Source organism: Methylophilus sp. Q8 (genome assembly GCF_000800115.1).
Taxonomy (GTDB): domain Bacteria; phylum Pseudomonadota; class Gammaproteobacteria; order Burkholderiales; family Methylophilaceae; genus Methylophilus.
Genome location: NZ_JUHE01000001.1, coordinates 1563393 through 1587245, shown reverse-complemented (window position 1 = coordinate 1587245; position 23853 = coordinate 1563393). Strand labels below are relative to the sequence as shown.

At 52.8% G+C, this 23853-nt stretch carries 20 protein-coding genes; 5 read left to right on the top strand and 15 right to left on the bottom strand.

Annotation, left to right across the window (positions count from 1 at the left end; genetic code table 11):
* Positions 1 to 43 precede the first annotated feature (43 nt).
* Together GQ52_RS07760 and GQ52_RS07755 are read right to left on the bottom strand one after the other, a co-directional pair.
* Positions 44 to 1102, bottom strand: coding sequence for an ABC transporter substrate-binding protein (locus GQ52_RS07760; RefSeq protein ID WP_019883268.1), 1059 nt, complete (start codon positions 1100 to 1102; stop codon positions 44 to 46).
* Between the two features lie 16 nt (positions 1103 to 1118).
* Positions 1119 to 1841 carry a class II aldolase/adducin family protein gene (locus GQ52_RS07755; protein ID WP_019883270.1) on the bottom strand — a complete coding sequence of 241 codons (723 nt, stop codon included), beginning with the start codon at positions 1839 to 1841 and terminating at the stop codon, positions 1119 to 1121.
* 296 nt (positions 1842 to 2137) lie between these two features.
* On the opposite strand from GQ52_RS07755, the gene GQ52_RS07750 reads away from it, so the two are divergent.
* Entirely contained in the window at positions 2138 to 3271 is a 1134-nt protein-coding gene (locus tag GQ52_RS07750; RefSeq protein WP_019883272.1) for a sigma-54-dependent Fis family transcriptional regulator, read from the top strand.
* Between the two features lie 55 nt (positions 3272 to 3326).
* Here the strand turns inward: GQ52_RS07750 and GQ52_RS07745 are convergent, their stop codons facing one another.
* On the bottom strand, positions 3327 to 3878 hold the full coding sequence (locus GQ52_RS07745; RefSeq protein WP_052179152.1) for an NAD(P)H-dependent oxidoreductase: 552 nt from the start codon (positions 3876 to 3878) through the stop codon (positions 3327 to 3329).
* 153 nt (positions 3879 to 4031) lie between these two features.
* On the bottom strand, positions 4032 to 4532 hold the full coding sequence (locus GQ52_RS07740) for a hypothetical protein (protein ID WP_047516470.1): 501 nt from the start codon (positions 4530 to 4532) through the stop codon (positions 4032 to 4034).
* A gap of 301 nt (positions 4533 to 4833) precedes the next feature.
* On the opposite strand from GQ52_RS07740, the gene GQ52_RS13950 reads away from it, so the two are divergent.
* The 3 genes from GQ52_RS13950 (at position 4834) to GQ52_RS07725 (ending at position 7706) form a co-directional block, all read left to right on the top strand.
* Positions 4834 to 5007, top strand: coding sequence for a DUF1328 domain-containing protein (locus GQ52_RS13950; protein WP_019883275.1), 174 nt, complete (start codon positions 4834 to 4836; stop codon positions 5005 to 5007).
* A gap of 94 nt (positions 5008 to 5101) precedes the next feature.
* A complete protein-coding gene (locus GQ52_RS07730) occupies positions 5102 to 7324 on the top strand; it encodes a bifunctional (p)ppGpp synthetase/guanosine-3',5'-bis(diphosphate) 3'-pyrophosphohydrolase (protein WP_047516468.1) in 2223 nt (740 codons plus the stop codon).
* A 10-nt stretch (positions 7325 to 7334) separates the two neighbouring features.
* Entirely contained in the window at positions 7335 to 7706 is a 372-nt protein-coding gene (locus tag GQ52_RS07725; RefSeq protein WP_019883277.1) for a YidH family protein, read from the top strand.
* Between the two features lie 26 nt (positions 7707 to 7732).
* On the opposite strand, the gene GQ52_RS07720 is transcribed toward GQ52_RS07725, so the two are convergent.
* The 9 genes from GQ52_RS07720 to GQ52_RS07680 form a co-directional block, all read right to left on the bottom strand.
* A complete protein-coding gene (locus GQ52_RS07720) occupies positions 7733 to 8896 on the bottom strand; it encodes an efflux RND transporter periplasmic adaptor subunit (RefSeq protein WP_047518607.1) in 1164 nt (387 codons plus the stop codon).
* The gene (locus GQ52_RS07715) at positions 8889 to 12062 is read right to left on the bottom strand and encodes an efflux RND transporter permease subunit (protein ID WP_047516465.1); all 3174 of its coding nucleotides are present in this window, start codon (positions 12060 to 12062) and stop codon (positions 8889 to 8891) included. The genes GQ52_RS07720 and GQ52_RS07715 overlap by 8 nt, the downstream gene beginning before the upstream one ends.
* On the bottom strand, positions 12055 to 13014 hold the full coding sequence (locus tag GQ52_RS07710; protein WP_019883280.1) for a DedA family protein/thiosulfate sulfurtransferase GlpE: 960 nt from the start codon (positions 13012 to 13014) through the stop codon (positions 12055 to 12057). Before GQ52_RS07710 ends, GQ52_RS07715 begins: the two co-directional genes overlap by 8 nt.
* Positions 13015 to 13054: 40 nt before the next feature.
* Positions 13055 to 14143 (bottom strand): calcium:proton antiporter, encoded by a 1089-nt coding sequence (locus tag GQ52_RS07705; protein ID WP_024930719.1) that lies wholly within the window; start codon positions 14141 to 14143, stop codon positions 13055 to 13057.
* A gap of 70 nt (positions 14144 to 14213) precedes the next feature.
* Positions 14214 to 15101, bottom strand: coding sequence for a biotin/lipoyl-binding protein (locus tag GQ52_RS07700; RefSeq protein ID WP_047516462.1), 888 nt, complete (start codon positions 15099 to 15101; stop codon positions 14214 to 14216).
* Positions 15102 to 15112: 11 nt separating this feature from the next.
* On the bottom strand, positions 15113 to 15325 hold the full coding sequence (locus tag GQ52_RS07695) for a DUF1656 domain-containing protein (protein ID WP_052179052.1): 213 nt from the start codon (positions 15323 to 15325) through the stop codon (positions 15113 to 15115).
* Positions 15322 to 17508 (bottom strand): FUSC family protein, encoded by a 2187-nt coding sequence (locus GQ52_RS07690; RefSeq protein WP_052179050.1) that lies wholly within the window; start codon positions 17506 to 17508, stop codon positions 15322 to 15324. The genes GQ52_RS07695 and GQ52_RS07690 overlap by 4 nt, the downstream gene beginning before the upstream one ends.
* Complete coding sequence (locus tag GQ52_RS07685) at positions 17486 to 18952, bottom strand: efflux transporter outer membrane subunit (protein ID WP_235273055.1); 1467 nt, start codon at positions 18950 to 18952, stop codon at positions 17486 to 17488. Before GQ52_RS07685 ends, GQ52_RS07690 begins: the two co-directional genes overlap by 23 nt.
* A 68-nt stretch (positions 18953 to 19020) precedes the next feature.
* The gene (locus GQ52_RS07680; protein WP_047516456.1) at positions 19021 to 19524 is read right to left on the bottom strand and encodes a MarR family winged helix-turn-helix transcriptional regulator; all 504 of its coding nucleotides are present in this window, start codon (positions 19522 to 19524) and stop codon (positions 19021 to 19023) included.
* Between the two features lie 196 nt (positions 19525 to 19720).
* Here GQ52_RS07680 and GQ52_RS07675 point away from each other — a divergent pair, with 196 nt between their 5' ends.
* Positions 19721 to 21472 carry an ABC transporter ATP-binding protein gene (locus tag GQ52_RS07675; protein WP_047516453.1) on the top strand — a complete coding sequence of 584 codons (1752 nt, stop codon included), beginning with the start codon at positions 19721 to 19723 and terminating at the stop codon, positions 21470 to 21472.
* Positions 21473 to 21531: 59 nt separating this feature from the next.
* Here GQ52_RS07675 and GQ52_RS07670 read toward each other — a convergent pair whose 3' ends face one another.
* Positions 21532 to 22575 carry an NAD(P)-dependent alcohol dehydrogenase gene (locus tag GQ52_RS07670; protein ID WP_047516451.1) on the bottom strand — a complete coding sequence of 348 codons (1044 nt, stop codon included), beginning with the start codon at positions 22573 to 22575 and terminating at the stop codon, positions 21532 to 21534.
* 183 nt (positions 22576 to 22758) lie between these two features.
* Positions 22759 to 23757: an AraC family transcriptional regulator gene (locus GQ52_RS07665; RefSeq protein ID WP_047516448.1), complete on the bottom strand. Its 999-nt coding sequence runs from the start codon at positions 23755 to 23757 to the stop codon at positions 22759 to 22761.
* Between the last annotated feature and the right edge of the window lie 96 nt (positions 23758 to 23853).

The window sequence follows — 23853 nt, the reverse complement described above, 5'->3', positions numbered from 1 at the left end:
TACTCCTTATTTACGTTTAAGCCGCGAGGCTTACTTACTTGCTTCAGGCAACCGCCGCATATTGATGCAACTGCTGTTCTGCATCACGCAACGGCCTGAAATCGATCCACGCATCCAGGTCAAAATCCTTATCCAACAGGCCATGCACCAACATAAAGTTCTTTTGCTGGCGGAACAGCTCTACGCGCTCCGGGGACAAATCAGGCGCTAGTTGCAAATGGAAGTTCTCACCATAAGCCGTCGCCACGCCGTCTTCGCCCGAGCGGGTTTCGGATTCCAGAATTTCGCGCACGCCTTTGAGGTTGCTTTTGGCCCAATCTGCCGCACGCAACGTTTGATAGAGGAAACGCACCACCAGGTCATAATGATTGTCCAACAAGGACTGATGTACGGTGATCGGACGCGGAGTGCCGTTATTGACGCGGCTGGACAGCTCAGGATAGCTATCGAGATCGATCCCCACCACAGCCCCCACACGTTTCGCGGCATCCACCGCAGATGCGCCTTTTACATATACCGCATCGACCTTGCCTTCGATAAGTGCATCAAGGCCAGACCACAACTCACCTAGACCATTGGGGTTATCACGGCCATTACGATTACCACGACCAGAAGGCACCTCTACCAAAGTCACATCATCCAGCGTCAGCCCGGCAATATTCAAAGCGCCTTTATAACCATGCAGGCTCATGCCACGAGCAATACTGCTGCCGCGTACATGGCTGGCAATCGGATGCTCGATAAACGCCGGCAAGGCCAGGCGCAAGCCCTTCAATTGTTCAGGCGTGGTAATGCCACTATCCGGCCGCACCAGGATCGCTTGCCATTCATCAATCCAGGTCAAGCCAATCAGCTTGGTCGGCGCACCTTGTGCCTTGGCAGCCAGCGCCAGCAAGTTGCCACCCTCACGAATCAACGAAGGTAACTCATGATCGTAATGATGCTTGGATAACTCTTTGGGTGCTTCTTGCAACGTGGCAATGTTAATGTTGTCACGCGCGAACTCTTCATTAAGCCAGCCTAATTTATAGGCCAGGCCAGTGGCAGTCGGCACCGGGCAACGGGTAAACCAGATTTGATCGATATGTTGTGCTGTGGTCACTTGGTAGCTCCTGTGATTACAAGTCAGATGGACGCAACAAGCCTTCTTCTTTGGCCTGGTCGTAAAGCTTGGACATTTTCCATTGTTGCTTCAACACGCCTGGGCCATACTCACGGGAGCCACCCAGGGCCTCTGCCAGGGTTTGCAACTTGGCGCCCTCTTCCAGCAACAGAATAAACTCTGCCAGTTTGCGCAGACCTTGCTTACCCCATACCGTGGCACCACCATTGGCTTCAAGAATCGCCGTGTGATGTGGATTAATCGCAATCTGGTCGAGGATAAAATCGACTTCCTGCTGGCGGCGGTCAATATAAATCGGCAACTCTTTAATCAGGTTGAAGCGCTGCACTGGCACATAACGGATAGGCAATGTGCGGTGTGTTTGTGCCCAGGCACCCAGGTAGGTGGAATGTATATGCGAAATCGTGGTGACTTCCGGGCGCACCTGGAACAATTTGGTATAACGGCCAGCGCCTGCGCCACTGCCCTTGCCGGCATAGACCGTACCATCAAAGCCCACCACGGTTGCTTCAATTGGCTTGCCCTTGTTAAACGGGCCCGGGTCATTCACGATGATCAATTTGTCCTGGCCTGGTACGCGATGCACAAAGCCTACGGTACCATTGGCAGTGATACTATCCGTCTCGCGAAAGACCTCAAAAGCCAGCTTGGCTTCCGCCACAGTTTCGTTTACGTAATGATCCAGATCCAGTTCAGTATTAACAGTCACGACAGTCATTGTCAGTCCTTTCAAAATTCATGCGAAAACAACACGGACTACTTTGCAAAGACTGTGCCACTTACAACAGCTAAAATTTACCTATAATAATTAGACACTTAGAAAAAACACAGATGCCAAGCACCTGTTGCCCCGGCAACAAGTGTTGCGATTAACACAGCAAAATGTTGAATTCCCGCCCATGATCTGGCTTACCTTCAATATAACAAATATGAATATTGTTATAATTTATAGAACTTTGACTTATTAATGATCAATGTAATATAGTGACTCGCCTGTTAAATAAGGAGTCAATGATGAGCGCACAACGATGGGATATCCGTGATTCGTACACCGAACGTACTGACCATGTGATCACACACCCCAATCCGTCTGCCGTCAGCTTGTCCGTACGGGCAAGTGCACTGGTATTCAGCGATCCCAAATCGCAAAATCTGCTGTCTTTGATCGAAAGAATTGCTTCCAGCAATGCAACCGCGCTGATCATTGGCGAAACAGGGACGGGTAAAGAACTCATTGCCCGCCATATCCACTCACTGAGCAACCGCAGAAACGGCCCGTTCCAGGCCATTAATTGCGGCGCTTTCTCAGAAACCCTGGTTGAAAGCGAGTTGTTTGGCTACGAAAAAGGCGCGTTTACCGGCGCCAACACCTCCAAAGTTGGCTGGTTTGAAACCGCCAATGGCGGCACACTGTTCCTGGATGAAATCGGTGACTTGCCACAGTCAACACAGGTCAAATTATTGCGCGTGCTGCAAGAGCGTGAAGTCGTACGTGTAGGCTCCAGAAAGCCGATCCCGATTGATGTGCGCCTGATTGCGGCGACCAATGTGAACCTGGAAGAAGCCGTCAAAGCGGGACGTTTCCGCGAAGACTTGTATTACCGGATTAAAGTGGTGCCGGTTGAATTACTGCCATTGCGCGAACGTCGTGGCGATATCCTGCCGCTGGTTGAGCATTTTCTGGCCGTATATCGCAATAAGCTGAACACTTCGGACCACAAACTGGCCCCCGAAACCACTTCGCTACTGATGGAATATCCGTGGCCGGGCAATATTCGTGAACTGGAAAACGTCATTCACCGTGCGGTACTGGTGAGTACCTCCGATACGCTTTATCCAAAAGATCTGAATTTACCCAAAATCAGCTTTAACCGGCCAGAGTTTACGTCTGATGAAGACAGCGGCATCACGGCACCACTGCCAAGCCGTGTCAGCTATGAGCGCCAAAGTGCGCTCTATAAATTGGAAAATATTCTCGAAGAGCTGTTTGAACAAGCCCCGGAAAATTTATATGAGCTGATCAATGGCACCACGGTCAGCAAGGCTTATGAGCACAGTAAAAACAATCAGGTGCATACCGCCAAACTGCTGGGCATCAGCCGCAATATCCTGCGCGCCAGGTTAAAAGAACTCAACCTGATCGCATAAAAAAAGAGGGGAATATATCCCCTCTTTTTTTATGCCGAATCTTGCAAATAACCTGCTAGGCAACCAGCGTTTCCGGCAAATGCTGCTTAATCAACACCGCGGCCTGTTCTAGCGCCTGGTCGATACGCTGTTCAATCACGGCACTGTCCAATTGGTAATTCGTGAACTCTGCATCCCGGGCATAAATGGTGGTCGGGATGGTGTAAATACCAAAAAAGCTGGCCAGGCTTCTTAAGTGCGACTCCAGCACCAGCGCATGGTGATCGCTGCCTCCTGTTGCCACCAAAATAGCGACTTTACCAGTGAGTTTTTTCGGGTCGACCAGATCAAAAAAGTGCTTGAGCAAGCCAGTATAAGAAGCTTTATACACTGGCGTGCCAATGACGATAATATCGGCCTGATGCAGCTTATCGTAGGCTTGCGTCAGCGCGGGCGGAAACTGGTTAAAGGACACGGTAGGTCCCAGCTCTGCCGTCAGCTTGGAAATATCGATCACCTCACCCGGACTATGAAACTTCTGGCTGGCCTTGGTCACCACAGACTCCACCAGCGACAAGGTTCTTGAGGGTGCAGTAATATTTCCGGAGACTCCAATAATTCGTGGCATTTCGATTTTCCTGATTAAACAATGTCTTGATTTAATAGCAAATAAAATGCCAGATTTAAACCCTTCATAATCAATCACTTGAAAAATAGATGCTGCCAATTCAACAACAAACGTCGCCAAAATGTTGGTCAGGCAACACCTCTGGCTATGCCACTAGGTTTTAATTTTGCGCACATGGCGGGCGGGCGTCATTTGTTCGGCGTACATATTAATCAGGCTACGCTGAACGCCGCCATCACCGCAGAGCTGAAAATGAATCAGGTAGCGTTTACCGACCTTGATAAACTGATTGGCCGCCTGGATTTCTTCCAGCGATAGCACCGGGTTTTCACCGACGTTGGTCGCAATATCCAGTTTGCTTCCCAGCCAGTCAACGCCAATTTTTTCTGGCGTGATACCACTCTCGCTATAAGCGACTGTTTTGACTTTTGTCACCGTGACTTGCTGCTGGCAATCAGGCAACACTTCATCCATGCTGACGAGCGCAATCACTGCTGGCCTTGCCTCGGCTTTGCTGCCGGTTTTATGCGGCGGCCCAAGAATCACTTTGGCACTATCACTGGCGGCAAAGGCGAAAGCGGGCAGCAGGCATTGCACGATCATGAGCAAACATGCGAGGCGAGCGGTCGCTGGTATGGTGTGAATCGAACGCATGGCGCGCTCCCTTCATAAGGATTTTTTTATTTAAATGGGCAGACTCACGATGGCGCGTATTCATTGCTTATTGTCATAGTGAGTCAACACTCACTTATGCGCACAAAGCTGTTGCAGGCCACAACATCAAGTCCCACATAATATAGCGCATTTGATGAGTCAGCGAAGCTGATTAACGCTTGTAAACCATCGCCACGTAGGCTGATTCTGACTAATCATTTAGCAAAGTACTGATAGAGCAAGCTGGCCCGGTCTTTTAAGATGCCATCATCTTCTCTGTCTAAAATGAAAGGCCAGACCTATGCTTTATTATGCATTGCTGTTTCTTGTGATCTCTTTTATTGCCGGTTTACTGGGCTTCAGAGGCATCGAGTCTGGTGCTGCAACGATCTCCAAAGTGTTCTTCTTTATCTTCCTGCTGCTGGCGATTGGGATTGCCCTGGCGGCTGTGCTGGGGATCAGCCTGTTCGCATAAAAGCAGCAAGAATCCCCCCTCATCGCGCGCCCTGACAAATTGTCCGGGCGCGTTTTAGCTTTACGCTCATGCGCAATCGCGGCGATAATACTTTATGGTTTCAGCCCGTCGCCCTGCACACACACCAACATCTAACGATCCCCAAGCGCTCGCTGGATGGATTGCGTCTTTACCACAACGTTTCACCGCGCATGAGTTAGCGCAGATTCGCCAGGCTGGCGAACTGGCCGCCACCCTGTATAGCGGAAAATACGCTATCAACGACAGCCCCTTACTGCAACACGCCCTGGGGACTGCTGCCATTGTGGCTGAAATGAATATGGATGCAGATAGCCTGATAGCCGCCATATTACAAGCCGCGCCTGACTTGTTAAGCGACTGGTCTGATGACCTGTCCAGCCAGTTCGGGCAAACGGTGGTGTGCTTGATAGAGGGCATCGCACGTATGTCCCATATTCAGGCGCTGAGCGAAGTCGACGGGGCGCAGCCTGCTGACAACAAACACAATGACAGGGCGCAGCAGCTGGAAGCATTACGCAAAATGCTGCTGGCCATGGTGCAGGATATCCGCGTGGTACTGATCAAACTGGCAGAGCGCACGCAATTGCTTCGCCACCTCTCGGGCGCCAGCCCGGCGTGCCAGGCGCAGGTTGCGCGCGAAAACCAGAGCATCTTTGCCCCACTGGCGAATCGGCTAGGCGTGTGGCAGTTAAAATGGGAGCTAGAAGATTTATCGTTGCGTTACCTGGAGCCGCAGCTTTACAAAGAAGTGGCAAAAATGCTCGACGAGCGGCGGGTGGATCGCGAGCAATACATCACGGATGTTGTCGCACAGTTACAGCATGAGCTGACTCAAGCCGGCGTGAAGGCCGATGTCAGCGGGCGACCCAAGCATATCTCCAGCATCGTAAAAAAAATGAAGAGCAAACATCTGCAGTTTAACCAGCTGTATGACGTGCGTGCTGTGCGCATCATGGTCGATGACATCAAGGACTGCTATACCGCGCTGGGCCTGGTGCATCATCTATGGCAGCCGATTCCTGGCGAGTTTGACGACTATATCGCGCGCCCGAAAAGCAACAATTATCGCTCGCTGCATACGGCGGTGAGTGGCCCGCGCGGCCTGGCGCTGGAGGTACAAATTCGTACCTTTGAAATGCACCAGCATTCAGAGTTAGGCGTGGCAGCGCACTGGCGTTATAAAGAAGGTGCCAAATCTGATGCCAAATTCGACGAAAAAATTGCCTGGTTACGCCAGATTCTTTCCTGGAAAGACGAAGTGGCCGACCATGGCGACTTGCTGGAACAATTTAATAGTGAACTGTTTCAGGACAAGGTATATGTGCTGACACCGCAAGGCAAGGTCATTGATTTGCCGCACGGCGCCACGCCGATTGATTTTGCTTATGCCTTGCACACCGACCTCGGGCATAGAACCAAAGGCGCAAAAATCAATGGCCAGATTGTGCCACTGCACACGCGCCTGGAGAATGGGCAGCGCGTAGAAATCCTCACCGCCAAACAAGGTGCGCCCAGCCGCGACTGGCTGAATGCGTCGCTGGGCTTTTTACAAAGCCCGAGCGCACGTGCCAAGGTCAGGCACTGGTTCAAGTACCAGCACTTTGAAGAGAATGTCGCCCAGGGCCGCGCCAAGCTGGATAAAGAACTGCATAGAGCCGGGGCAGGCAGCCTGCCACTGGAACGTATCGCACAAAAACTGCAATTTCAGAAACTGGAAGATTGTCTGGCCGCGATTGGTCGCGGTGACATTAGCGAGCACCAGATTGCGATTACTATCCAGGGCGAAATAGCGCCTGCCGACACAGCACCAGCGCCACCACTGGTCAAACGCCCGACCGCCTCGCAGGTCAACCATGCAGGCGTCACCATTGAAGGCATAGGCAATGTGCAAACCACCATGGCCAGATGCTGCAAACCCGTATCGCCCGAGCCTATCGTCGGCTACCTGACGCGCAATCATAGCGTCACCATCCATCGCCAGGCTTGCACCTTTATCACACGCCTGGCAGATGTACGCCAGAACCGCCTGCTGGCGGCGCAATGGGGCGACCGTCAACCAGGACTATCAGAGGTGGATATTGTGCTGGAAGCCAATGACAGACAGGGCTTGCTGCGCGATATCAGCGAACTGTTTGCACGTGAAAAGATCAACACCACCAAGGCCAACACGCTGAGTCGCAATCATGTGGCATTGATGCAATTTACGGTAGAACTCACTGATATTGACCAGTTACAGCACTTGCTGCTGCGCTTGCAACAGGTGCCAGGTGTGATCTCGGCACAACGAAAAACCTGAAAGAGGCCCTATGTCTTACCTTGACGACCCACGTGTATATTTTGCCGCCGAACGCACCTTGCTGGCCTGGCAACGCTCGGCGATTGCCCTGATGGGGCTAGGCTTTGTGATTGAGCGTTTTGGCCTGTTTATGCAACTAGTGGCTCACGATCACCCGCTGCCACATGCACAAAGCGCGTTGTCACTGTATATCGGGGTGGGATTTATTCTCATCGGTGCCTGTACGGCCTTATTGTCTGCCGTACAGTTCCTGGTATTTTGCCAGTCGCTAAATATCCAGGAAAAACCGCGCGGCCATGTGCTGTGGTTACCGCCTGCAGTGAATCTGTTTTTGGCGGCGACAGCGATCGCCTTAAGCGGCTGGCTGATACTCACGCGCTAACAAGGCCTGCAGCTTCAGCCGCTCCCTTATTTGGGTACGTCTGTGCCTGCAGCAATATTCACCAGCACACCATCAGTGACACCATCTGGCGGGTTTTCAATCACCTGATCCTGGCTGGTCAGGCCAGACTGCACTTCCAGGGTTTTGCCAAGGTCACGTGCAATCGTAATCGTCTTTAATATCACTTTGTGATCTTGGCCCACCGTCGCTACTTTAAGCCCGTTCTGATCAAAAATCAGGGCACTGGCCGGAATACTTAAGCGGCCAGCGGCATCATTCAATGCCAGGTTCACGTTAGCAAAGCCGCCTGGCAGGAAACGGCCCGCCGCATTATCCACCAGCAACTGTACCAATGTCGTTCCAGACGACGCATTAATAGCACCCGAAGTCGACTGTATGGTCGCCTCAAACACGGCGTCCGGCGAATCTGGCACCGTAAACTGCGCTTTGCCGCCTGGCTTGATCTGGCTGACATAGTTTTGCGGCACATTGATGTATAAACGCAACTTGCGGGTATTGGACACTTCAAACAATGGCTGTGCCGTCGTACCGCTATTACCCGCATTAATCAGGGCCCCGGTATCGGTATTACGCGCCGTGACCGAACCGTCAAAAGGCGCCAGAATTTTCGCAAAGCTCTTGAGCGCAAGCAGGCGGTTCACATTGGCTTCAGCCGCTTTCACAATTGCCTGCTTGCTTTGATAGTCACCCAGCTTTTCATCGACTTCCTGCCGCGCGATCGACTGCGTTTTCAGCATATCCTGCCAGCGCTTGGCCGTGGTTTCAGCCAGGGCGACATTGGCCTGGGCACTAGCCAGGTCAGCCTTGGCCTGCAATAGCTCCTGGTCCAGGTCCGGCGTTTCGATTTCTGCCAGCAATTGCCCGTTTTTAACACTGCCGCCGATATCGACCTTCCAGCTTTTCAAATACCCGCTCACACGCGCATAAATAGGCGCGCGGGCGTAGGCCTCAAAGCGGCCAGGCAGATTCAGGCTACCCGCTTCTACGCCATGATCAGGCTGGCTGACACTCACGGTCGCCACGGCCTGTTTGTCTGTCCAGGCCTTGAGTTTTTCGTGGTTGCCCGCGCGGCTGGTCACACCAATCACCACAATCCCAATCGCGGCCAGGGCCAGCAGCAGGCCACCCAGTTTAAGTCCACGGGAAGTCCCCGTCGTCGCATTACGCATGTACATCTCCGGTAGAAACACTGACAGGGCGCGGGTAGTGCTTTTTGTGGATGGCATTAAACACCACCGGCACAAACAGCAGCGTAGCCACCGTCGCAAATAACAAGCCACCAATCACGGCACGGCCCAGCGGCGCATTTTGCTCCCCGCCCTCACCCAAGCCTAAGGCCATGGGTGTCATGCCAATCACCATCGCCAGCGCGGTCATCAACACCGGGCGGAAGCGCACAAACCCTGCATCAATCGCTGCCGCAGTGGCATCTTGCAACTCGGCCAGGCGCTCACGGGCAAAGCTGATGACCAGCACACTGTTGGCGGTCGCCACCCCCATACACATAATCGCACCGGTGAGAGCAGGCACCGATAACGGCGTATAGGTCACAAACAGCATCCAGACAATACCCGCCAATGCCGCCGGCAAGGCAGAAATAATCACAAACGGGTCGCTCCAGGATTGCAGGTTAACCACAATCAGCAGGTAAATCAGCACAATCGCCCCTAGCAGGCCAAAAAACAGGCCGGTGAAGGCATGGTCCATGGTATACGCCTGCCCCAGCATGACCACACTGGCTGCCTTGGGCACCTGGTCTTTGGTCTCATCCAGAATCTTGCGGATATCGGCTGCCACGGCACCGAGATCGCGATCTTGCGTGCTGGCATGCACTTGCACCATAGGCTGGATATCATACTGGCTGACCACGGCATTGCCGACACTGCGTTTAAAGGTGGCAATCCCGCCCAGGGTCTGCAACGGGCCATCGCTACCGCTAATCGGCAAATTGGCCAGTGCATTCAGACTATCCAGTTGATATTGCGGCGTTTGCAGCACGATAGGATAAGTCACGCCATTGGCCGGGTTAAGCCAGTAAGTAGGTGAGACTTGCGAGCTACCGGCCATATTGATCACCATGCTATTGGTCACATCGCGCGTACTGATGCCGATTTCCTGCGCGCGGGTTTTATCAATGGCAATATCAAATGAAGGTCGACTGCGTGATTGCTGGATACGTGCATCGACCACGCCAGGCACCTGACGCACCTTGGCCAGTAACTGGTTGGCATAAGTAAAATCGTCAGCCAGTTTGCCACCACGTATCTGGATATCAATTGGCGCAGGCGAACCGAAGTTCAGGATCTGGCTGACAATATCGGCAGGCGGAAACGAAAAGGTGGTATCCGGAAACTGCTTAGGCAACACTTCGCGCAAGGTGCGGATATAGTCGGCCGTCGGTGCATGATGTTCCTTGAGCGCAATCTGGATATCGCCATCATGCGCGCCGGTCAGGCCGGTATTGTTATAAGTCATGTTGATACTACTGATCGGCATGCCGATATTGTCGACAATGGTCAGGATTTCATCTGCAGGAATGACCTTTTTAATCGCTGCCTGAATATTGGCAAAACGGTTGGCAGTATCTTCAATCCGCGTCCCCACCGGTACGCGCGCATGCATGAGAATTTGCCCGCTATCGACACTGGGGAAGAAATTACTGCCCAGCATGGGCAGCAATAAAAACGACAGCATGACCACCGCCATAAAACCGGCCATAAACAAACGACCATGGTCGACAGCCAATATCAGGATAGCTTTATAACCATGACGAATGCGCTCAAACCGGGCTTCAAACCACTGTTGAAAATGCACCAGCGGATTGCGGCTGACTGGTCTGTGCTCTTCATGCAGATGTGGCTTAAGCAGGTAATTCGCCATGGTCGGCACCAGCGTGCGCGACAAAATAAATGAGCTGACCATGGCAAACATCACCGCTTCAGCCATGGGCACAAACAGGTAGCGCGACACGCCTTCGAGGAAAAACATAGGCACAAACACGATACAAATACACAGCAGCGACACAAACGCTGGCGTGACGATTTGGGCTGCGCCATCGAGGATAGACTGCTCGACCGGTTTGCCCTGCTCCAGGTGCCAGTTGATGTTTTCAATGGTGACTGTCGCCTCATCCACCAGTAAACCTACCGCCAGTGCCAGGCCACCCAGGGTCATGATATTCAGCGTTTCGCCGATGGCGGACAAGCCAATAATCGCCCCCAGGATAGACAGCGGAATGGAGGTGGCGATAATCAGCGACGAACGCCAGCTGCCCAAAAACAGCAGGATCATGAGGCTGGTTAAAATCGCCGCCAGCACGCCTTCAAACACCACGCCATCAATCGCGGCACGCACAAAAATAGACTGGTCATTGATCGGCGTCGCGACCAGCGTTTCTGGCAAGCCGGGTTTGATTTCTTCCAGCTTGGCTTTGATACCGTCAACAATGGCCAGCGTCGAAATCGCGCCATTTTTGAGGATGGTCATCAGCACCGAACGGTTACCGTCCACATGCACGATGTTGGTTTGTGGCGGGTTACCGTCACGTACCTGGCCGATATCGCGCATATACACGGTGGCACCATTGACTACTTTCACCGGGATATTGGCCAGGTCTTCAATCGCCGCGGCGGCATTATTGAGGTTTAAGGTGTATTCAATGCTGCCGATTTTTTGCGTACCGATAGGCACCACCATATTATGGGCAGCCAGCGCATTCGAAATATCCTGTGCCGACAAGCCGCGGGCCTGCAATGCAGCCGGATTAAGGTCGATCTGGATTTGTCGGCTCTTGCCGCCATAAGGGAAAGGCACGCCCGCGCCGGGCACAGTCACCAGGCGGATACGCACGGCGTTCAGGCCTAGGTCAGCCAGGTTTTGCTCGGTCAGGCCTTTACCGGACAAGGCAATCTGCAAAATTGGCACCGTAGATGCGTTGTAGTTCAGGATCAGCGGCGGTGTAGTACCGGTAGGCATTTGCCGCGTCACCGTTTGCGAAATCGCCGATACCTGCGCATTGGCCGTGGCGATATTCACCCCGGCATGGAAAAAGATTTTAACGATGGCGAAGCCGTTATAGGAGTTGGCCTCGATATGTTCAATATCATTGACTGTCGTCGTCAGCGTGCGCTGGTAAAGCGTGGTAATACGGCCGGCCATATCATCCGGCGGCAAGCCGGTATATTGCCAGGCAACTGCCACCACCGGAATGCGGATTTCAGGAAAAATATCGACCGGGCTACGCATGGCAGACAGCGTGCCAAAAATCAAAATCAGCAACGCCATGACCACAAAAGTATACGGGCGCTTGAGCGCAATCCCCACTACGTTAAACATGCATGTCCTTCATCATGGCTTCTTTTTCTGGCGTGGTGATCTCAAAACCAGCATCGCGCCAGGCATCTATGCCTCCCGTCAGTGGGCGAATATTGCGGTAACCTCTGCCAATGAGTTTTTTGGCCACCTTGGCCGCCGTCACCTCATTGGGGCAAGAGCAATACAGCACGACTGGCGCATCTTCATCAATCTCCAGCACCAGTTGATCTACGTCTTCCAGCGTCACAAACTGCGCGCCTGAAATCCAGCCGTCCTCTACCAGGTGTTTGGCCCGCGTATCGAGAATCACCGGTGCAGCGCCACTATTCAACAGCGTATTTAATTCGTCGACGCTGATACGCGCCATGCGCAAACTCTTGATAAACCGTTGCCTGTCCCACCATTTGGCGGCGATAAAAGCCGTGATCAGCACCAGCACCAGCAAGGTGCCCCACTTACCCATCTCGACCAGCGTGAGCATCAGCTCATCAATGGCAGAGCTGAACAAATGCCCCAACCACAATGCGGAGCCCGCCCATAGCACGGCACCCAGGCCGTCCATCAATACGAATAACCAGTAGCGTGTGCCGGAGGAGCCTGCCAGTGCACTGGAGATAGACGCAAAGCCGGGCACGAACTTGCAGACCAGCAAGGCAGGCGGACCGAATTTCAGGTAAAGCGCTTCAGTTTGCCGGACACAGGTATCCGGCGATAAAGAGATTTTGCACAGCTTGCCCATCACGCGTTTGCCATATTTGCGGCCCGCGCGATACCAGATGGAGTCGGCCATCAGCGCGGCAACCACTGCCACCAACAACATTGCCGCAAACGAATATTGCCCATTGCCAATCAGCACGCCTGCCAGCAACAAGGTCGGGTAGGCTGGTAAAGGCAGGCCCATTTGCTCAAGAAAGACGCTGGCAAACACGATCAGCAAGCCATATTGCTGTATCAACTCAAGAACGGTATTCATAAAGGATGATTAATTCGCGACAAACATTATAAAAACAACACTACATACCCAAAGCGGCCAGCATGGCAAAGGCCATAAATAATACAAAATGCGTCATGCCTTCAATGGCATTGGTTTCACCATCATGCAAATTGATGGTCGCGACAATCAGGGTCAGGAACGTCATCACCATCTGCGTCGGCGACAAACCGACAATCAGCGGTCTGTCTTCGATCAGGGCAATGGCTTCAATCACCGGCACAGTCAGAATCACCGTCGACAAGGTGGCACCCAGTGAAATATTCACCACCGTTTGCATGCGATCATTGACCGCAGCCTTCAACGCCGTCAGTACTTCCGGGCTGGCCGCGATGATGGCAACCACAATCGCAGCCACAATCGGTGGCACGCCACTGCCGGTTAAACCGGCATCCATATGCATGCTCATTTCCTCAGACAGGAAACCGATGGTAATGATGCCAGCTAACATGTAAAGAATGGAAAATCTGACATCTGCGCTCATCGCGCCAGCCGACTGCCCGGTTTGTGCCTGATGTTGGTCGCGGTAACTGAAATAGTTACGATGGCGCCCGGTTTGCATTTTCAAAAACAGTGCATAAAACACGCTCATGGTGACGATGGTAAACATGGAATACAAACGCCAGTGCTCGGGCGGCAAAAAGGCAGGTAAGGCCATGGAGATGCCCAGCGCCGTCATGATCATGACGATGTAGGTGTTGCCGGAGTTGACGTTGTACTCCACTTCGCCATATTTGATACCACCGACAATCGCACACAAACCTAAAATACCGTTGATATCCAGCATCACCGCAGAATAAATCGCATCCCTGGCCAGCGTGGTCGACGAGGTATGGCTGAGCATCATGACAATAATCACTACTTCGATGATGACCGCGCTGATGGTCAGTATCATGGTGCCATAAGGCTCTTTGAGCCGTTCGGCCACATATTCCACCTGGAACGACAGCTGAAAGGCCAGGTTGATAATCAGCAGCACAAACAGGATAGAAATGGTCAGCGACTCGGGCTGGCCGATATGCATGACTTTGTCGGCTTGCGCCAATGCCAGATAGGCGATGATGGAAATAATCAGGGACAACAGTCCCGTTGGCGGTTTGTCGGTAAGCATGCGCTTAGATTGTGATCAATGAATAACCATCTTAACAGAGACTGTCGGGTTCTGTTGCATGTGGCCCTGCTTATCCATGCCTGATCACCACCGAACATGTCATGCCGGCGACCAGTGGCATCGCGGCTGGAATCTGGTCGAGGTGGATACGCACCGGGATGCGCTGTGCCAGGCGCACCCAGTTAAAGGTCGGGTTCACATTGGCCAGCAAACGGATATCGGTCGGGTTATCGCGGTCGGTAATGCCATGGGCAATGCTTTCGACATGGCCTTTGAGCGTGGCATGACTGCCCAGCAGCTGCACTTCGGCCGCGTCCCCCACCTGGATCATATTTAATTTATGCTCTTCAAAATAGCCATAGACCCAGAATGAGTGCTGGTCAATCACCGCCAGCTTGGCCGCGCCTACCTGGGCAAAATCACCCGGGCGTACCAGCAGGTTAGACACCCAGCCATCAACCGGCGACCGCACCACGCTACGCTCGAGATCGAGTTTAATTTTTTCCACCTGGGCCACGGCGGCCTCATATTCGGCTTTGGCAGCGAGTGCGCCCAGATCGGTATCCTCACGGTTTTCGCGTGAAATGACTTCATCATCCAGATGCGCACGGCGGGCAGATTGCTGTTTTTTCATCTCCCAGATGGACTTCTTCTGTTGGGTCACAGCGATGGCTTCTGCCAGCGCATGCTGGTAATGCATAGTGTCTATACGGAACAGCACGTCGCCTTTGTGTACATACTGGTTATCACGCACCGGCACGGCGGTCACCAACCCGGCCACATCCGGCGCGATATTCACCACATCGGCGCGCACACGGCCATCGCGCGTCCACGGGTAATCGGTATAGCGCACCCACAACTTGTATGCCAATAACCCGGCCGCCAGCGCGATTGCCAGCGTAATACAGACGCGCAGGATACCTTTTGTTGCCTTAAACCAGATACGTTGCGTTTGCATGATTCAACCTTTCAATACACCATTAGACCAAACACGGAAAACAAAGCAAAAAACAAGGAAACCCTTAACAAGGCCGGATACCACACCAATTCGTAGATCCCCCAGGCGGCCAATACTTTATCAATCAGCCAGATCGCTGCAGCGGCGAGCAAAAACGCCACAAACAAGGTGGGCACATGGGCATCCAGAAAAGCAAACTCACGCGGAATCCATGCATGCATCATGAGTCAGCCCCATTTGACGTTAAAGCCTGGTCCAGCGGCAGCTCTGCCGCGATAACCAGCCTGATAAAATGCAATTGCGTGGTGAGCTTTCGCGCTTGTGAGGGCAGGAGTGCATCGGCATACTCCCCGCCTTGCAACCAGGCCAGAAAATGATCCAACCATTGCAACACGGCTTGCTGCTGCGCCAACCCTGGCTGCTTGTAATAACTGGCGACCAACGTCAGTGTGCGGTGCACTAATTGATAAGGCTGTGCCAATATCCCCCTGGCAACCGCACGTAACGCCAACACGGCATGCCCTACCTCTAGCGCAGCACACAAGGCCTCGACCACACGCACACTTTCAGCCTCTTGTGGGCGGTGCACACTGCCGGAACGCTGGATCAAGTCGCGTGTGCGCATTTCAAAAACGGGCGCTGTCATGCTTGTATGCAGACAGGCATCGACCACTAACTTGCGCAATTGGGTAAACACGCGGGCCTTGGCCCAGGGACTCGCCGCATAATCCGTCAGGCTGAACATGATGCCGGACACCACCAGTGCCACCATCAGCGCAATAGAGTCGTTAAAATATTTGACCGGGTTATCGCCCAGCGCCTGGTTGAATCCCACCATCAAAAAGTAAGCAATGCCCAACCCTGCGCCCACCAGGGTGGTGGCTGGCCGTGCACTTAGCCAGGCGGTGAGCAAAACCGCAGGCGTAATCACGATACAGAGCATGACATAATCATGTGCCGCGGTGAGCCAGAATACATTACTGATGTACACCAGCACGATGCCCAGCAACACTCCTACTGAGAATTGACGGATAGTGGCCATTGGCGCCGGACTAGCCGCAAACAAGGTGCTTGTAATCACCCCTAGCGTCATGGCCAGGATACCGGAGGGCCAATCTATGGTCATCCAGATGGCCGCCAGGATCAGCAAGGTGAGTGCGCCACGGGTCGCAGCAATCGACACCGGCAACCAGTCAATGTGCATATGCAACTGCTCAGCGGTGAATTCACGGCTCGCCACTTTGCGCGCACGTGGCTGTGCCACTAACAATGCGTAGGTGTCCAGATAGGCAGTCAACTCTTTTGCCAGGCGCGACAGCAATTCTCCACCGGTTTCCACCTCCAGCTGATTGACCTCCGGATGTATCATCAAGTGTTGTAACTGCGCCGCCAGGCGCGTATCAAAATCATGTTGAAACGCTGCGACAGCTTGCTGCACCTGGGTGATGGCTTCAGCATGACTAGCAGGCTGCCCGTCTATTAGCACCGCGGCAGATAAGGGCTGCATCAAGACCTGCAAAGCGTCTGCTTCCTTTGACGCTGCACGGGTTTGTAAACGCTGGATCAGTCGCTGCAAGACGACATAGGTCGTAGAAACTGCCATAAATTGCACATTGAGCCGGTTGATGGTTGCACTATGTACCCGCGCATCATCCGTTTCAAACTGCGCAGACGAACGAAATGCCTCCAGCTGATAAATATCTTGCATGAACTTTAAAAACGGCTGATTGAGCCCAGCAGGTGCGCCGGTGCCCAGTAATACGCTGAAATCGCGAAATTTGCTGCGGACGACTGCCTGAATGTTTTCCCACAGGCGTTGCGGCAGCACCAGCTCACTGACCAAGGTCGCACTTAATAAACCGACGCCAATTTCAGACATGCGGGTTGAGGCGATTTGGAAGGTATGCCAAGGCGTCAGCGTCGCAGGCAAGCCGACAATACACAAAGTATAGCCAGCCAAGACAAATCCATAAGACTGGAAGTTACGATATACCAGCGAGCCTGCCGTACACATGCCTATCCAGAGCGCTGCTGCAATAAAAAACGGGAAGCGGTCTTGTGCAAACCAGGCCACCAGCAACATGGAAAACAAAATCCCGATCACGGTACCGATCAGGCGGTAATAGCTTTTGGTGATCACCATGCCGGAGCGGAAATGCATGACTATCACCACCGTCAGTAAGGCGGTTGCCGGTTGATCCATCTCCATTTTCAAGGCCACCCATAACGCCAGAAAAGCCGCCAACAGGTATTTGAACAAATAGCCGATCAGCGGAAAGTCCTGCCGGTACCAGTCTGTGCCTGCCTGTTGCAGGCACACGGCCACCAGTCGCGCTCCCTGCCTGAGCAAAGCCATACCAGCGAGTAACCGCTGTATGCAATGATTAATGTGCTGCGTGCTCAGCATCAATCACCCCTCCACCCAGCGCCAGCATCAATGCCGCATAGGCTTCCAGCCGCACCGCCTCCTGCTCCACCAGAATGCCTTTTTGTTGCAATACCAGTGCGTTGGTTTGCAGGCTCTCCACCAGGTTGCTTAACCCGGCGCGGTAATTCTTCACCGCCAATCTGTGCGCCTGCTCGTTTTTTGCCAGCGCCTGCTGCGTATTGTCGGTTTCGGTCGCCACCGTACTCAGCACGGACAACTGGTTAGAAATACCTTCCAGTGCCTTGAGAATAGTCGCGTTGTAATCCTCCACCGCCATGTCATACAGCGCCGTTTCTGCCGACAAGTTAGCCCGGCGCTTACCGCCATCAAAAATAGGCAAGGACATGGCCGGGCCTAAATTGCCGACTAAACCGGCACTGGAAAACAAGCCGGAAAACGCCAGTGCCTGAAAGCCGATATAGCCCAACAAATTGATATTCGGGTAAAACGCTGCCTTGGCACTTTGAATGTATTTTTGCGATGCTTCAACCCGCCATCTGGCAGCGACAATATCCGGGCGGCGGCCAACCAGGTTGGCAGGCAAATGATCAGGCAAACCGATACTGGCGGACAAACGCAATGTTGGGCGCTGTAGACTGTCACCCGCACCCGGCCCTTCACCACTGAGTGCTGCAATCTGATTTTTTAATAATGTCAGGTGCAACTCAATCTGCACCAACTTGTTTTGCGCCGCAGGCAATTGCGCCTCCAGGCGGCTCAGGTTTAATTGCGTATTCAGCCCGGCAGCCAGCGCTTTTTTAGCAATGGCAATCTCATGGCGCACATCATCCAGTTCCTCTTCTGCCAGGTCGCGCCATTGATATTCTGCCGCCAGCCGGATGTAGCTTTTCACCATGGCCGCCGTCAACTCAATCTTCACCTGCTGCATTTCAGCTTCACTGACATGGGTCTCATCCAGCGCCGCCAGCCAGGCTGACTTCTGCTGTTTCCATAAGTCCAGGTTGTAAGACATGTCTACCGTCGCCTGGTTGTTCCAGTTAAAGCGGCCCGCCCACGGCTTGGGGATAAAACTCAACTCGGTAAAACGTTCACGTGACGAGCTGACTTTACCGCCAACATTCGGCAAGGTCGTCGCATGTGCCTGCTCAGCCATGGCGATGGTCAAGGCGATGCGCGCTGTGGCTTTTTTCAGGTCAGGATGATCGCGCAGGCTTTTTTCGACCAGGCGGTCCAACTGCGTATCCTGATACGCCTGCCACCAATGCTCAGTCGGCCAGGCAATGGCGGAGGCATCCTCTATCGCCTTGCCCAGTGCCAGTTTATCTTGCGCCAGCGGCTGCGACGCGGGGATGATACCTTTGGAACTGATGCAGCCATTTAATAACAGGGCCAATAACCAGACACCCCAGCGAGACACTCTCAGGGGTTGGCGCGGCAATATGGCAATGATAGTCAATGGCATAAACATAAAGTATGGTTATTGATAGTATGGAATCAAACTAAATAACTAAAAAATTTTACTGGTTCAATTTACTTGATTAAATCGACCCGGCTGGCCAAGGTGGCGAGATCGCTAATCAAGGCATTTCTTTCTGGCTTGCCCAGCAGATTCATAAACTGCGTGACGCATTGCACATACACTGGCATCACTTCATCCAGTTTCTGCTGCCCGGCCACCGATAAGCGGATAAGGAATTTGCGTCTGTCATTGGTATCCATAAAACGTGACACCAGCCCTTCGCGCTCCAGGCCGTCAATAAAGCCAGTCATTGTCGCCTTGGTCACACCCGCCTTGTCAGCCAACTCTGAAGGGGAAGAAGTCAGGTCGTCCTGGCGCATGAGTAAAACCAGCACCCACCAGCGACCTTGCAACAGCCCATGCTGGGCCAGCAACGCATCCAGTGCAGATGAAATATCTGACGCTGCACGCAAGATGCTGACAAAGTCAGAAATGGCCGAAATGTCTGTGCCGGGATAGCGTGTCACAAACTTTTCCAGGCTTTTGGAGGTAGGTAATTCTTTAAGCAGCAACATAATACGGATCAATATAGTATGGAATCAAACTAAATGCAAGTGAAAAATATACTTTGCCAAGAAAATGATCAGGTCATTGTTATGATTTTTCTGGTTTAATTAAACATATCTTCAGCTTATTCAATACCTGGCATCCTATTCATCTGTGAACCTGACAAACCATTCCCTCCCGCATAGAGCGATCCCTTTTCTGTTTTTGTATATCACGCGCCGCCCCTGGTTGTTTGGCTCAGTGTTCCTCATCATCATCGGCGCCGCCAGTTCAGCGGTTGGTGTGCAATATGCCATGAAGCTGCTGGTGGATGCCATGGACAGTTCGGTACGATCCACCGCCCATGTCTGGGCGCCTTTATTCCTTTTCCTGGGATTGATCACCGTCGAGAACCTGTTGTGGCGTTTGGGTGGCTGGCAAGGTTCCCGCGCCATCGTCGCCAGCGGGGTCGATATCCGGCTAGACCTGTTCGAGCATCTGACCGGCCATTCGATGCGCTACTTCAACCAGCACTTTTCAGGCGCACTGGGCAACCGCATCACGTCTACCGCTGCGGCTACCGGTGAGATATTTGCCACAATGTTCTGGCGTATCTTACCGCCGATCACCGATTTCCTCGGTGCCATTCTCGTACTGACGACCATACGCTGGCAAATGAGTTTGGGCTTGCTGTTCTCAGTGTTGTTTGTCGCCGGCCTGCTCATCCTCTTCGGCATCCGCGGTCGCAGGATACATGACAATTACGCCAGGCGATCCTCCGATGCCAGCGGCAAAATGATCGATGTAGTGAGCAATGTGTGGACAGTGAAAGCGTTTTCCGCCCGCTATCGCGAAAAAAACAGGCTGTCGCGCGAATTGAACAGGGAAGCCAAAGCGCACCGGCGCAGCTGGATGTATGTAGAACTGGCACGTGTGATCCATGACATGTGCCTGGTCGTGACCGGTGCCGGTATGCTGGTCTGGTCCATATTACTCTGGCGCGCCGGTAGCATCAGTACCGGCGACGTGGTCATCGTCAGCACCCTTACTTTCAGGATATTGCATGGTTCGCGAGACCTTGCCCTTGCCTTGGTAGGCACTGCCCAACAATTCGGCGTCATCAATGAAACACTCAAAGTGATTGCGCAGCCACACTCGGTCAAAGACCCGGCTGAACCCTCACCACTTAAAGTCGAAAGCGGTAATATCCTGTTTGACAACGTGTCTTATACCTATCCAGATGGTCACAAAGTGTTTGATAACCTGTCATTTGAGATCAAGGCCGGTGAGAGAGTCGGCCTGGTGGGGGCTTCCGGTGCCGGGAAATCGACCTTGATCAGCCTGATTCAGCGCCTGGATGATATTCAGGGCGGTCAGATCCTGATTGACGGCCAGCGCATCGACCAGGTCTCACAAGACAGTTTACGGGCAAACATTTCCGTCGTCCCGCAAGACATTGCCCTGTTCCACCGCTCGGTGTTCGAAAATATCCGCTACGGCCGCCCAGAAGCCTCTAACGAAGAAGTGTATAGCGCGGCACGCGATGCCTATTGTGACGCCTTCATTCGCGGCTTGCCCAAAGGCTATCGCACGATCGTGGGTGAAAAAGGCATCCGCCTGTCGGGTGGACAAAGGCAACGTCTGGGCATCGCCAGGGCTTTTGTCAAAGACGCCCCAATTTTGATATTGGATGAAGCCACGTCTGCGCTGGACTCCCAGTCTGAAAAAGAAATTCAGTCAGCGTTAGCCTCGCTGATGCAAGGGCGGACCGTGTTAGCCATCGCACACCGGCTTTCTACACTGGCCTCATTCGATAGAATCATCGTGTTGAAAAATGGGGTGATTATTGAAGATGGCCCGCCAGACGTGTTGCGCGCGAATGGCGGCCCATTTGCTGAGGCATGGCAACTACAGGCTAACAGTCTTGACCCGCAGGCAACCGATAAATTGGCAACCACGGATCCTAGCTCAAAGTAAGCTGCAGCATCCATAAAAAAGCCCTGCTCAACCGAACAGGGCTTTTGGTAAGCGTTTGCTTAAGCTTTCATTGAGTTGATATCAATCACAAAGCGGTATTTCACATCACTCTTGAGCATGCGCTCGTAAGCGTCATTAATGTAGTTGGCATCGATCATCTCTACATCGCTGACGATATTATGCTTGCCACAGAAATCGAGCATTTCCTGGGTCTCGGCGATGCCACCGATCAGTGAACCGGCGACATGGCGACGCTTGGTAATCAGGTTGGCGCCATGCACTTCGACCGGATCCAGTGGTCCGACCAGCACGATGGTTTTATCGCGCTTGAGCAGGCCGATATAAGGATTGAGGTCATGCGCTACCGGCACGGTATCAATAATCAGATCAAAACTGGCCGCATGTTTGGCCATGTCATCCGCATTTTTAGAGATCAGCACTTCATGTGCGCCCAACTTGGTAGCATCCGCTGCTTTACTGGCTGAGGTGGTAATCATGACCACGTGCGCGCCCATGGCGGCGGCCAATTTCACGCCCATATGACCCAGGCCACCGAGGCCGATAATGCCCACTTTCTGGCCGGGCTGTACATCCCAGTGTTTGAGTGGTGAATACAAGGTAATACCGGCACATAACAGTGGCGCCACGGCTTTGGTGTCCAGATTCTCTGGCACGCTGACAACGAAATTTTCATCAACGGTAATACGCTCGGCATAGCCACCAAAGGTCAGGCCACCATGCTTGGTGTCTTTGGCGTTGTAGGTAAACACAGAGCCATTGCAATATTGCTCTTCACCAGCGTCACAGTCTTCGCAGTGGCGGCAGGAGTCGACCATACAGCCGACCCCAACCAGTTGCCCCAGCTTGAATTTGGTAACATGACTGCCGATACTTTTCACACGGCCGACAATTTCGTGGCCGGGCACCATGGGATACAAAGAACCACCACCCCATTCATTCCTGGCCTGGTGGATATCCGAGTGGCAAATACCACAGTACTCGATATCAATCAGGACGTCGTGTGGCCCCGCTTCGCGGCGATCAATACTCATGGGCGCGACCGGTGAGGTCGCATTTTGTACACCATAGGCGGCAGTTTTCATAGCATCTCCATCATCTATTGTTACGTGTTAACCAGCGGCAAAACATCACCACTGTATCGCTAAACAGTCTAAACAAGGTAGCCTAAAAGTGCTTGCCTGCTCTTATCAAATACTTGCCTAATCCTCTGCGATCTTGGCATATTTGACTCAAGAAACCGTGGCTTCATTGTCACAATGATAGTTTTACTGTTGAACAGTCACATATTGGCCGACCATCTGATTGGCCACAAATTCGCCGGGCGATGTGATCAATGCGCTGCGTACGGCACTCACCTCCTCCATCGGGCTTTTGCCAAACATGCGCTTGAACTCGCGGCTGAACTGTGAGGCACTCTCGTAGCCGACTTTAGTCGCAGCCAAGGTTGCATTAATACCGTCCTGCACCATGAGCAAACGGGCTTTATGCAAGCGTGTTTTTTTCAAATATTGAATCGGTGAGGTAGCCGTCACATCCCTGAATGCAGCATGAAAAGACGGCACGCTCATGGCAGACACCGCCGCCAGCGTATCGACATTGAGCTCATTGGCATATTCGGCATGAATCAACCTAAGCGCCTTGCTGATTTTGCCCATATTGTTGTGTATGCTATGTGCAGCCAAAATGGCCGACGCTTGCGAAGACTGCAGGATGCGGTAATGAATTTCGCGGATAATCGCCTGTCCGAGTACGGCGGCTTCATTTTTAGATTGCAGGCACTCCAGCAATCGCACCACGGCATTCGACAATTGCTTATCCAGCGCTGTCGAACTTATGCCACTTCTGCCGTTAATATTCATCGGCGTCGCATGCTCCACACTCAACAACAGCTCGGAAACCATAGACAGATTGATGCGGATGGAAATAGCGAGTAATGGCTCCTCGGCGGAGGCGATGGTTTCACTTTCAAACGGCAATGGCACCGACAGGATCAGGAACTGTTGCGGATTATATTGATAGACCTCACCGCCTAGATAGCCCACTTTGCGACCCTGGCAGACAAACACAATACTCGGCTCATAAAATACCGGGCTACGCGGAATGGCCCGGTTCCAGCGCATGAGCTTGACGCCATCCAGCGCGGTGAGGGTAAATCCCTCTGTCGGTGTCAGTGCCGAAAGCAGCGTAATCGTGCGGTCTTTGTCGTGCGCATGCCAGCATTCGTTACCATTCATAATATAAGTGCGATTAAAATAAATAGGCATTCATATTACTCCTAATTAGCAATAACCATCACTACCGACATAGAATTAGGCAATCATTTCATATCTTTTAACTTTTCACGGCAGATACAACTGCTT

Excerpts from the sequence above, each read along its gene's own strand:
- GQ52_RS07755 (WP_019883270.1), bottom strand. The coding sequence starts at position 1,841 with ATGACTGTCGTGACTGTTAATACTGAACTGGATCTGGATCATTACGTA.
- GQ52_RS07750 (WP_019883272.1), top strand. The coding sequence starts at position 2,138 with ATGAGCGCACAACGATGGGATATCCGTGATTCGTACACCGAACGTACT.
- GQ52_RS07745 (WP_052179152.1), bottom strand. The coding sequence starts at position 3,878 with ATGCCACGAATTATTGGAGTCTCCGGAAATATTACTGCACCCTCAAGA.
- GQ52_RS07740 (WP_047516470.1), bottom strand. The coding sequence starts at position 4,532 with ATGCGTTCGATTCACACCATACCAGCGACCGCTCGCCTCGCATGTTTG.
- GQ52_RS13950 (WP_019883275.1), top strand. The coding sequence starts at position 4,834 with ATGCTTTATTATGCATTGCTGTTTCTTGTGATCTCTTTTATTGCCGGT.
- GQ52_RS07730 (WP_047516468.1), top strand. The coding sequence starts at position 5,102 with ATGGTTTCAGCCCGTCGCCCTGCACACACACCAACATCTAACGATCCC.
- GQ52_RS07725 (WP_019883277.1), top strand. The coding sequence starts at position 7,335 with ATGTCTTACCTTGACGACCCACGTGTATATTTTGCCGCCGAACGCACC.
- GQ52_RS07720 (WP_047518607.1), bottom strand. The coding sequence starts at position 8,896 with ATGCGTAATGCGACGACGGGGACTTCCCGTGGACTTAAACTGGGTGGC.
- GQ52_RS07715 (WP_047516465.1), bottom strand. The coding sequence starts at position 12,062 with ATGTTTAACGTAGTGGGGATTGCGCTCAAGCGCCCGTATACTTTTGTG.
- GQ52_RS07710 (WP_019883280.1), bottom strand. The coding sequence starts at position 13,014 with ATGAATACCGTTCTTGAGTTGATACAGCAATATGGCTTGCTGATCGTG.
- GQ52_RS07705 (WP_024930719.1), bottom strand. The coding sequence starts at position 14,143 with ATGCTTACCGACAAACCGCCAACGGGACTGTTGTCCCTGATTATTTCC.
- GQ52_RS07700 (WP_047516462.1), bottom strand. The coding sequence starts at position 15,101 with ATGCAAACGCAACGTATCTGGTTTAAGGCAACAAAAGGTATCCTGCGC.
- GQ52_RS07695 (WP_052179052.1), bottom strand. The coding sequence starts at position 15,325 with ATGATGCATGCATGGATTCCGCGTGAGTTTGCTTTTCTGGATGCCCAT.
- GQ52_RS07690 (WP_052179050.1), bottom strand. The coding sequence starts at position 17,508 with ATGCTGAGCACGCAGCACATTAATCATTGCATACAGCGGTTACTCGCT.
- GQ52_RS07685 (WP_235273055.1), bottom strand. The coding sequence starts at position 18,952 with ATGCCATTGACTATCATTGCCATATTGCCGCGCCAACCCCTGAGAGTG.
- GQ52_RS07680 (WP_047516456.1), bottom strand. The coding sequence starts at position 19,524 with ATGTTGCTGCTTAAAGAATTACCTACCTCCAAAAGCCTGGAAAAGTTT.
- GQ52_RS07670 (WP_047516451.1), bottom strand. The coding sequence starts at position 22,575 with ATGAAAACTGCCGCCTATGGTGTACAAAATGCGACCTCACCGGTCGCG.
- GQ52_RS07665 (WP_047516448.1), bottom strand. The coding sequence starts at position 23,757 with ATGCCTATTTATTTTAATCGCACTTATATTATGAATGGTAACGAATGC.